Consider the following 11,008-nt stretch of genomic DNA (forward strand, 5'->3'; position numbering starts at 1 on the left):
CCTAGAAGACGGAGGACATCTCCTCTGTCTTCTGTCCCGAATCACAGAAATTCTCCCCTAAAAGCTACCGCTTGACGCACATGGGCCAAATGATGGTTTCCATGCCAAGCATATAGCCCTATCGCTTGCTCCAATGCCACCCGACTATCAAACTCGGGGTGCAAATACCCACGCTTCAAATCTATGGGACTCAAACCACGCAGTAGCTTGACCCAGCGATAGTGCAATCCTTCTAAAAGCATCAACGAGTAACTCAAATCATCGTCCTGCCCATCGACCAGCTGTGCCCAGCGGTCCTCGTAGTAAGGACGAATCTTTGGTTCCTCCTCGGTCAGCGCAAGTTTGAACCGTACGAGGCTATTGAGGTGACTATCTGCACAGTGATGTACCACTTGCTTGATCGTCCATCCCTCTGGGCGATAACGCCAATTGCTCTGCTCAACCGAAAGGCCCTCCGTCAAGTCTTTCATTCGCTGAGGAAAACTTGCAATCTCTGCAATCCAATTTTGGACTGCCTCTGCATCCACATGTATCGAATCATCGAATTCGCCCAAGGGAAACTTAAGTGCATAAAGTTGGGATTCATTCATGTCACCAAAATACGATAGAAAAACCAAATACTCTACAAATTGTCTCTAGGCAACACAAAACACCCGAAGAGCATTTCCTAAAGAAACCTTCCCCTTCTTAGTCTATATATGACGCTTTGGCGTAGGCCAAATTCAATTATTTTTTATAAGCTTGAGCAAAATTAAGAAACGCATGATGAAGCAATTATTCACAACACTCCTTTTGGTCACCACGATCAGTGCCTTCGCACAAGACAAAGTCATCACCACCAAACTCGACACGCTCGTTGGCAAAATCATCATTCAAAATGGCGGCAAGTATGATACAGACCGTGTAGCCGTCAAAAACAAAAAAGATAAACAACGGTTTCTGGCCTCAGATATAAGAGAGATCTACAAAAAAGACGACAAATATGTCACCGTCAAATTCAACGGAAGATACCAATTCATGCAAGTAGAAATTGAAGGAGATTATCTCAGCCTCTACCGCTACATCGATCTAGAGCTCAACAGCTCGGAATATGCCGGACAACTCCTCGTGACCATGGATGGTCGTCAGCACATCATCAGCAACATTGGCTTCAAAAAGCGTCTGGCCGAATTTCTTGAAGACTGTAAAGAGGTCTCAGTCAAAATCGACGAAGGAGAATACAGCAAATCCAATCTGGAGCAAATCATCGCAGACTACAACAGCTGCATCGGTGCTCAATCAGCCGCACATGTAGAGCAAATAGCCGCACAGATCGATGCTTCAAAAATAGACCACTTGATCTCCTCAGTAGAGGCAACTGAGCTCGAAAACAAACAAGAACTACTTGATATGCTAGCCGATGTAAAGAGCAAATTAGAAGCTGGCCAAAGTATACCTAACTACTTGCAAGGTGCTATCCAAGAAAAACTTGCTGGACAAGATGCACTACTCAACGCTTTTGATGAAACCGTAAACGGATCAAACGCGAGTACAGACTAGCACCCTTGGGCTGCCGTCCATCAACGTCGTAGCAAACAGGTATACAGAACCTCCGTCTTTGATGGAGGTTTTTTTTCGTATCTCCTGTATGGTGCTCGGGTAGTTTCGGACGGTGATATTGGCTTTATTGGCTGGCAAATAAGGCTTTAATTTCTTTTTGTTGAGCACAGTCACCGCCTCAAGCAAGAAGCCCCTTCCAGGAAAATTATCCACCCACTCCGATGAGGTGTAGAGGTGAGAATTTCTCTGCAATTTTAGAAGCCCGTATGCCCTAGCCACGGATTTGAAGCCACCCGCCTTCATGATGGATGCATTGGGTTCGTAGATGTAGCGAAGAGGCTCACTATAGCCCACAGCCTGCCCCTCCTCCGCATAGGTGAAGCGCAATACATCCGCTCCTGATTTGGTCAGGTTTACCGCCCGAACCACCGTCTCTCCGGCATATGCCGCCTCACACTTAAACAACAATTCCTTGCACTCGTTGTGCAGCGAGACTACATGAAGTTCCGAGACATTGACCAACTGGCCCAGTGCTTGATGTATATCCAATAGCGGAGACAGTTTGACCCACACCTCTGCTTTTCGTTTCAGGAGCCAGGGTACAAGTTCCAATATATTGGGCTGGCAATCTTCGATTCGATGGAGCTTTTGATTGGCATCATCCCGTCTTGCTGGATCTATAAAATAAGCTGCTGTTGGCTCGGATTCATTCTCGAGATAGTCAATAGCCTCCGCTTGTACGTACGTGATGTTTTGCACACCAAGGACCTCAAAATTGTGTGTCACTACAGGTGTCAAACCAGGGTTCTTCTCTACAGCAACTACTTTTTCGAGCTCTCTCGAAAAATAATAGGAATCGATCCCAAAACCTGCCGTCAGATCAGTCAAAGACCTCCCCTCAATCAACCGTGCTTTGTATTGTGCTGTAGCTTCAGACGAACTTTGCTCCAAAGACACGCCCGCAGGATATACAATCCCATCAGTCTCTGCAAAAGTTGGAAGCTTGACTTTGGCTCGCTGATAACACTTGACCTGATGTGCCACTAGCTGAGTAGGAATATCTGGGTACTTACTGGCAAGTAATGCCAACTGAGCTGGGTTATCCTCCCTGTGCTCATGGATAAATTGCCGTACGGCAGGAGTCAAGAGTGCTTTGATCATATACAAAAAAAGGCTGATCCAAATTTATACAAATCCGAACCAGCCCCTACTAAAATAGGAATGTCTTACAACACCAGGTTGTTTTCGGTGACGTACTGAGCGATCTGAACCGCATTAGTAGCCGCACCTTTTCTCAAGTTGTCAGCTACGATCCACAGGTTAAGTGCATTTTCTTTGGACTCATCCTTTCTGATACGTCCTACGAATACTTCGTCCTTCTTGTGAGCCGTCAATGGCATGGGGTAGATATTGTTCGCCACATCATCTTGGATCACTAGGCCAGGCACTTTGGACAAAATCGCTTTCACTTCCTCCAAATCATATGGATTGTCAAACTCGATATTGACCGCCTCTGAGTGACCTCCCATCGTAGGGATCCTCACGCAAGTAGCCGATACTTTTACTTTTTCGTCTCTGAGGATTTTGACCGTTTCATTGGTCATTTTCATTTCCTCTTTGGTATAGCCGTTGTCTTGGAATACGTCGATATGGGGCAGTACGTTCATGTCAATCTTGTGGGGGTAGACCATTTCTGGTGTCTCTCCTGCGCGCTCCGACATCATTTGATCCACCGCTCCTTTTCCAGAGCCAGTCACAGACTGATAGGTAGATACGATCACACGGTTGATTCCATATTTCTCATGCAATGGGCCCAACACCAATACCATCTGAATAGTAGAGCAGTTGGGATTGGCAATGATGCGGTCATCTATGGTAATCGCATCACCATTGATCTCTGGCACGACCAATTTCTTGGTAGGATCCATTCTCCATGCAGAAGAGTTGTCGATGACGATCGTACCTACCTCGGCAAACTTAGGTGCCCACTCCAGAGAAGTCCCTCCTCCCGCTGAAAAGATAGCAATATCAGGCTTGGCTGCCACTGCATCTTCCAAACCAATCACCGTATAAGTCTTCCCTTGATACTCGATCTGCTTGCCTGCTGAGCGGGCAGACGCGACCAATAACAATTCGTCGTATTCAAAATTTCTTTCTTTCAACACCTCTAGTATCTCTGATCCGACTAGTCCTGTTGCTCCTACTACTGCAAGTTTCATGATGTTCCTTTTCGTTGTATTCTATCTGAGGACAAAATTAGCTCAATTCAGACAAGAAGCAATTGATCTCTAGCGGCATCCTTAATAATTGTCAAAAAACGAACTGTTTTGTTAATATCTTAACCCAATACCTTGACTCTCTCAAGATTCTAACAGATTTATTTCTATTCACACCTTGCTGATCTATATTTCCTAACTCCATCCAATCGCATACAACATGAAAGACATCCACTCCTACATCTATAGCAAACCACCCGAGCAAGCGGCAATACTCGAGCAGCTGCATCGCATGATCTCCCAACACCCAAAGATTCAAGGAAAGATCAGCTACAGTTTGCCCTGCTACAAAATAAAGAATCCTGTCTGTCACCTCAACTCCATGAAAGATGGAACGGTAGAGATCGTGTTTTGGCGAGCCAGAGAGCTGTCCAATGAATCCGGTGCTTTGGACTTCAAAGACAGAAAAAGAATGGCAGGCATCACCTATGGTTCTGTCGATGAAATCGATGAGTCACTACTCCACCCCATCCTACAAGAAGCTTACTTACTCGACGAGACCGTAGAGCATAAACCCATGAAACTCGGATGATGGCATTGCATAAAAAAGGTCTTGCCAAAACCATGCTTGACAAGACCTTCTTTTGAGTAGGAGTACTCTTAGATACTTAGTACACCAATGTCAGTTTTAGATTTTCCTCTACACGGATTTCGCCCGAATTCGTGATCGCATTGTTCGCGTGCGTATTGTTTTTCGCACCCCAAAGCAAAGCGACCAATTTGACTGGGTTATTGCGGAAAGTATTGTTTTCGATTCTCACATTGACGATCCCTCGCGTGTTGAGCAATATCCCGTTACTCTCTTTTCCACCGCATTGGGTGAAGGTACTGTTGGCAACTGATAGGTTGCCACCAATCGTCGACTCGTCATAGCCCCCTCGGTAGTAGTCTATCACGTTGGCTTGTATTTGGCTGAATGCACAATTTTCGATCGTCAAGAACTCGACATTGTAATCTCCTTTGTCGTTGGTTTCCTGTGAAAGTTCCAGCCCGTTTTGACACTTGGCAATCGAAGTATTCATGAAAGTGATTTCCTCGGCGAAAGTCTGCTTATAGGCCTTCAAGACGTAATCAAAATCACTGATAGCACAGCCGAGTACGGTCAGGTTGTAATGACTCGACATGTCTTTCTCCAAACTAGCAAAGGCCTGTTGGGCACCTGTTCCCTTCAAATTCACTTGAGACAAGGTCAATTCTCCCTGAGGATGCATGGCAAAGGCAGGTGTGCCTGGAGCTCCTGAATATAGGATCGTAGCTGCATCATTGTCATCCTTGGACTGGATGGTAATCGCTTTGTCAATCACCAATGATTCGGTGATTTCGTAAACACCAGGTGTCATCACCACGATATCTCCTGCTTGGGCTTCCGCCAATTTCTGCATCAAATCAGCCTCTTCTGGCTTCACTTCAAACAACGCTGGTTCTCTCATTGGCTTTTCATTGGAATACCACGTTGCACCGTATTTGGATTTATCCAAAATCATTGGGTCACCCGCTGGTGCCTTGATCATTGCGCCAATGCTTGAATTGCCTCTACGTACATTTCCAAAAAGGTCGTTTGTAAACTGATCAAACTCGAAACCAACATAAGGCTCTACCTCTGGCTTATTGATTTGAGGAAAATACACATCCTGACCAACTTCCGTCAATAAGATATCTCCTGTAATCACCCCTTCTCTCTGAGGATACTCCACGCCTTGGTTTTCAATCACGTTGCTGGCGAAGGTCACACCATCCGCTTTGTCATGTTCTACGATTGGATTGGCATCTCCCTTTTCATTGTAGATGATGTTGTTGGCCACCACAGTACGAATTGGCCGTGCGGACCGGATTTCTGATAGAGGTAGCACCTCTTTTTGGCTGATGTTGGTTCCTACTCCAAACTGCCAAGGCGAAGGGCAGTCAATGTAGGTATTGTATGCCACGATGACATCCGTCACCTGATTGTAGCGGTTCAGTGGTGACTTAGGTATTCCATTCATCACCGCCAGTGGGCTTCTGAAGCTTTTGCCCTTCAACTTATAAAAATAGTTGTTGGTCACAACATGCCCCGTATTGATGAGTCTGATTCCTCCTATGTTTTCGGAGTTTTCATCCCCGATGAAGTAATTGCCATCAATTGTACAATAGTTGCCGTGACGGGTAACGAGTGACCCTTCGCTTTTGTAAAATACGTTGTTTCGAAACTCATTAAAGTTCGTCTTGCTCGAAATGACTTCCACCTCTCCATTGCACTCCTCAAAAAGATTGTTGGCTACTGTAGTGTTGCTCGGAGACATAGAACTAAAACTATCCCCCAACTGAATCGTCTCCCCCTTGGGTCCTCCTTTTCTTGGGCGTGGGCCAAAGTGGTTGTTGACGATCTGATGAAAATTCTTGATGTTTCTTCTGCCTTTGATCTCTACCCGAACAGTAGGACCTTCGTTGGATTTGCCGGCAAGATAGCAGTGATCCATTTGGTTGTTTCGACCCCAAAACTCCACCCAGTGGTCTTTTCTATCACGACTCATCTGATTGAATCCCTCTATGACCGTATTGGTGATTCGACAATGGTTCGCTACTTGGTCTTTGTCAAACTTGAAGTCAACTACCGCATTGGACGGAGTGTAGCCATTGCGAAAATACAATCCACTAACCACTAGATACTCTCCTCCGAATTTCAAATCTGACTCCCCCTCGATGAATACTTCTCCAGCGGTCTCGGCACGCAGGGTGATCGGTGCTTCTGCTGTTCCTTGACCCGAAAATCTGATCAGGACATCTTTCCATATGCCGTTGGCCATGATGATCTCATCCCCTGCCTTGGCCTTGTCCAATGCAGCTTGCAGCTCTGTCGCGTCGCTGACGAGCGAACCGCTATTGTTGGTGCTTTGTTGGCATGCGACAGCCAACCATATCATACTTACTAGTAAAATAATATTCCTTCTCATTGCTTTCCTTTTGTATTATAATCTTTGCTCTTGACTAGAACGCCTAAAACGTGTTTTTTTGGACGATCATAAATTGGTCAACCAATATAGATATATTATTCGAGATGAGAAAATAGAGACTGGAAATTGGCACGCTTCGTCCTATTATATCCCCCAAAAGCTACGAAGCCCATCCCTTGGATCACTCAGACAAGCATAAATGCATCTTCGCTGTTTGAAATAGTTTTACATAAAAAAGCCAGCTCTTTCGAACTGGCCTTTCACTTATTGCTACTTGACTTCTTTCTCTATTTCGACCTCATCGAGATTGATAAACTCGATCTCCCTGTCGTCATTGAGTGTGATACCAATTACCGCCTCATTGCTGATCTTGCCTCCGAGTATCTGTTTGGATAGCTCGTTGAGAATCTGCTTTTGGATGACACGCTTGAGCGGTCTAGCCCCATACTGCGGGTCATACCCCAGCTCTCCCAATCGATCCAGTACCTCGGGCGAAGCTTCAAGCTTCACGCCGTTTTCAGCCAAACGCCTTTTGATTAGTCTAAACTGTATCTCGACGATTTTTCGGATATTGGCACGATCCAGTGGTCTAAAGACGATGGTCTCATCGACCCGGTTCAAGAACTCCGGTCTCACCGACTTCTTGAGCATCTCCATTACTTCGCGTTTGGTCTTATCGATGATCTCGTCCTCATTGTCAAAGTCCATTTGTGCAAAGTTGTCCTGAATCAACCCCGCTCCAATGTTGGTTGTCATGATGATAATCGTGTTCTTGAAGTTGGCGATTCGGCCCTTGTTGTCCGTCAATCGCCCATCATCTAACACCTGCAACAAAACGTTGAAGGCATCTGGGTGAGCTTTTTCGATCTCATCGAGAAGCACCACAGAGTAGGGTTTTCTTCGCACCGCCTCAGTCAACTGACCTCCTTCATCGTATCCCACATACCCAGGAGGTGCTCCGATGAGTCTACTCACCGCATGACTCTCTTGGTACTCGGACATGTCGATCCGTACCATGGCATTTTCGTCATTGAAGAGGTAGTCCGCGAGGGCTTTGGCCAACTCCGTCTTACCCACACCCGTCGTACCGAGGAAGATAAACGAACCAATCGGGCGCTGTGGATCGTGCAAGCCTGCTCTGCTGCGACGCACCGCATCAGAGATACTCTCGATGGCTTCCTCCTGTCCTGCGACGCGTTTTCCCAACTCCTCTTCTAGGTGCAGAAGCTTTTCTCTATCGCTTTGCAGCATCTTTTGTACCGGCACACCAGTCCATTTGGCAACCACCTCTGCGATATCTTCGGCTCCTACTTCTTCTTTGAGCAGGGTACTTTCGCCCTGCATCTCTACGAGTTTGACCTTCAGTTCTTCGAGTTTCTTTTCGCTCTCCTGAATCTTGCCGTAGCGTATCTCCGCCACACGCCCAAAGTCTCCTGCACGCTCCGCTTGCTCCGCTTCGATTTTGAACTTATCGATGTTCTCTTTCTCTTGCTGGATACCGGTGATCACAGATTTTTCATTCTGCCACTTGGCCTTGAGGTCATCACGGCGTACGGACAGGTCCGAGATTTCTCGTGAGAGCACTTTTTCTCTTTCTTTGTTTTTCTCCCGACGGATCGCCTCACGTTCGATTTCCAACTGCATGATCTTGCGGTTGAGTTCGTCCAGCTCCTCGGGCATGGAGTCGATCTCGATCCGCATTTTGGCGGCAGCCTCATCCATCAGGTCGATCGCCTTGTCTGGTAAATAGCGATCAGAGATATAGCGACTCGACAACTCCACTGCTGAGATGACTGCATCGTCTTTGATGCGTACACCGTGATGCAACTCGTATTTGTCTTTGATCCCGCGCAGGATAGAAATAGCATCTGTTTCGTTGGGCTCATCGACGATCACGGTCTGGAATCGACGTTCGAGCGCCTTGTCTTTCTCGATGTATTTCTGATACTCCTTGAGTGTGGTCGCACCGATCGTATGTAGTTCGCCACGTGCCAGCGCTGGTTTCAGCAAGTTGGCCGCATCCATGGCGCCTTCTCCGCCACCCGCACCGACGAGGGTGTGTATCTCATCGATGAACAGGATGATCTCTCCCGCAGAGTCTTGCACCTCCTTGATGACAGCTTTGAGCCGCTCCTCAAACTCCCCTTTGTATTTGGCACCCGCGACGAGCATTCCCATGTCCAAGGAAATCAAGGTCTTTGATTTCAAGTTTTCGGGTACGTCCCCGTCGACGATACGCTGCGCCATGCCCTCTACGATGGCAGTCTTACCGACTCCTGGTTCGCCGATCAGCATAGGGTTGTTTTTGGTCCTACGAGACAAAATCTGCAAGACACGTCGGATCTCTTCGTCGCGACCAATCACCGGATCAATCTTGCCGTCCTTGGCCAGTTGATTCAGGTTCTTGGAGTATCGCTCAAGTGATTGATAGTTGGACTCTGCACTTTGACTATTCACGTTGTTTCCTCCTCTTAGTTCGTGTATCGCCGCTTCTAAATCTTTCTGGTTGAATCCCAATTCTTTGAGTAGCGCAGCGGCTTTATCTTTTCCGGCCAAGACACCTAGAATCAAGTGTTCGATGGCTATAAATTCATCTTTTTGCTTCTTCGCAATAGCTTCTGCTTTTTGCAAAGCAGCGGCGGATTCATTGGATAGGTAGGGCTGTCCACCACTGACCTTGGCATAACTCGCCGTGACCTCATCTATCCTGATGCTAAGCTGTTCCTTGTTGATGCCCAGCTTTTTGACAATGAATCCTATGACATTCTCATCGGTCTCCACGATGGCTTTGAGGATATGCGCAGGCTCGATGGCTTGCTGGCCATGCGCCAATACAATCTCCCCGGCCTTGTTGATGACCTCCTGTGATTTGACTGTGTATTGATTAAAATTCATTTTCTTCTTTGTTTATGTTGGTACTCATCCCTTCGATGTGAATGGCGATAGGGTTTCATCAATTCTTATTCCATTTTGATTTTTGACTCAAATCAAGTCATTGTGTCCGATATCGGACGTGTCTAACACAAAAACAAGTCAGGATGACAGATATGTAGCTCCCTGTTATCACGCATAGTCGTGGATACTTTAGAAAGTTAGAAAAAATGACCCGAGAACTAATAGGGCTTTTTCTTTATCTTCGATCCATTAATCGCATGATATGTCAGAACAGAATAGACGAAAATTCATCAAGGCAGGGAGTTTAGCCTTGGCGGCAGGAGTGACGGGTGCATTCGCATCCTGTACCACCGAGAAATCCCCCATCGAAACCCCAAACATCAATTTCAACAATAACTACCAATGGAAGATGGTCACGACTTGGCCACCTAATTTTCCTGTATTGGGAGAAGGCTGTAAGCTCCTCGCCAAATGGGTGGAACAAATGAGTGGAGGTCGCCTCAAAATCGAGGTGTATGGAGGGGGAGAATTGATTCCATCCTTGGAGTGCTTTGATGCCGTGAGTCATGGTGCGGTAGAGATGATGAGTGGATCGGGCTACTATTGGGCGGGCAAGATTCCCGCAGCAACCTTCTTTTCGTCTATCCCCTTTGGGGTGTCTGCTCAGCAGATGAACACCTGGATACTCAATGCTGACGGACAAAAACTCTGGGAAGAAATATACGCGCCCTTCAACCTTATCCCACTACCTGGAGGCAACACCGGCCAGCAAGCAGGTGGCTGGTACAACAAAGAAATCAACACCATCGAAGACTACAAAGGCCTCAAAATCCGAATGCCTGGTATCGGAGGCAAGGTCATCAACAAGGTCGGAGGCACCTCAGTCCTCGTGGCTGGAGGAGAGTTGTTCACCAACCTAGAGCGTGGTGTGATCGATGCGACAGAATGGATCGGCCCTTATCATGACTACAAGATGGGGTTTCATCGGGTCGCCAAGCACTACTACTTCCCCGGCTGGCACGAACCTGGTACGGTATTAGAGATGGCCATGAACAAGGACAAGTACAACGAGCTACCCAAAGACCTTCAAGAAATCCTCTATGCAACCATCATGCGCCTCAATCAATGGATGCTCCTGGAGTTCGATGCTCAAAACGCGATTTATCTCCAAAAAATGATCGACGAAGGTGTCGATATTCGTGCCTTTTCGCCCGAAGTACTGGCGCCCCTGCGCCAAGCCTCCAAAGAGGTGATCACCGAGATGATCGATACGGACCCCCAAAGCAAAAAGGTCTATGAGCATTTTCAAGCCTACCGCAAGAAAGCGGAGGTGTGGAGCAAGGTGAGTGAAGGGAAGATTTAATTTGA

The 11,008-nt window shown here is 46.9% G+C and carries 8 protein-coding genes; 3 read left to right on the forward strand and 5 right to left on the reverse strand.

From position 1 onward, the window contains the following. Positions 1-41: 41 nt before the first annotated feature. Positions 42-590 carry a YfiT family bacillithiol transferase gene (locus BFP72_RS16775; protein ID WP_099600237.1) on the reverse strand — a complete coding sequence of 183 codons (549 nt, stop codon included), beginning with the start codon at positions 588-590 and terminating at the stop codon, positions 42-44. 172 nt (positions 591-762) lie between these two features. Between BFP72_RS16775 and BFP72_RS16780 the strand changes: the two genes are divergently transcribed. Beyond that, positions 763-1,539 (forward strand): hypothetical protein, encoded by a 777-nt coding sequence (locus tag BFP72_RS16780; RefSeq protein ID WP_143520111.1) that lies wholly within the window; start codon positions 763-765, stop codon positions 1,537-1,539. On the opposite strand, the gene BFP72_RS16785 is transcribed toward BFP72_RS16780, so the two are convergent. Beyond that, a complete protein-coding gene (locus BFP72_RS16785) occupies positions 1,519-2,700 on the reverse strand; it encodes a class I SAM-dependent methyltransferase (protein ID WP_099600239.1) in 1,182 nt (393 codons plus the stop codon). The genes BFP72_RS16780 and BFP72_RS16785 overlap by 21 nt on opposite strands. A gap of 65 nt (positions 2,701-2,765) precedes the next feature. Beyond that, positions 2,766-3,758 (reverse strand): aspartate-semialdehyde dehydrogenase, encoded by a 993-nt coding sequence (locus tag BFP72_RS16790; RefSeq protein ID WP_099600240.1) that lies wholly within the window; start codon positions 3,756-3,758, stop codon positions 2,766-2,768. Between the two features lie 217 nt (positions 3,759-3,975). On the opposite strand from BFP72_RS16790, the gene BFP72_RS16795 reads away from it, so the two are divergent. After that, a complete protein-coding gene (locus tag BFP72_RS16795; RefSeq protein ID WP_099600241.1) occupies positions 3,976-4,347 on the forward strand; it encodes a DUF1801 domain-containing protein in 372 nt (123 codons plus the stop codon). 76 nt (positions 4,348-4,423) lie between these two features. Here BFP72_RS16795 and BFP72_RS16800 read toward each other — a convergent pair whose 3' ends face one another. Beyond that, the gene (locus BFP72_RS16800; RefSeq protein ID WP_099600242.1) at positions 4,424-6,745 is read right to left on the reverse strand and encodes a chondroitinase-B domain-containing protein; all 2,322 of its coding nucleotides are present in this window, start codon (positions 6,743-6,745) and stop codon (positions 4,424-4,426) included. 270 nt (positions 6,746-7,015) lie between these two features. Beyond that, positions 7,016-9,640, reverse strand: a complete 2,625-nt coding sequence (clpB, locus tag BFP72_RS16805; RefSeq protein ID WP_099600243.1) for an ATP-dependent chaperone ClpB — start codon at positions 9,638-9,640, stop codon at positions 7,016-7,018. A gap of 262 nt (positions 9,641-9,902) precedes the next feature. Here clpB and BFP72_RS16810 point away from each other — a divergent pair, with 262 nt between their 5' ends. Beyond that, positions 9,903-11,003 carry a TRAP transporter substrate-binding protein gene (locus BFP72_RS16810; protein ID WP_099600244.1) on the forward strand — a complete coding sequence of 367 codons (1,101 nt, stop codon included), beginning with the start codon at positions 9,903-9,905 and terminating at the stop codon, positions 11,001-11,003. The last annotated feature ends 5 nt before the right edge of the window (positions 11,004-11,008 follow it).

The organism is Reichenbachiella sp. 5M10 (genome assembly GCF_002742335.1).
Classification (GTDB): Bacteria; Bacteroidota; Bacteroidia; order Cytophagales; family Cyclobacteriaceae; genus Reichenbachiella.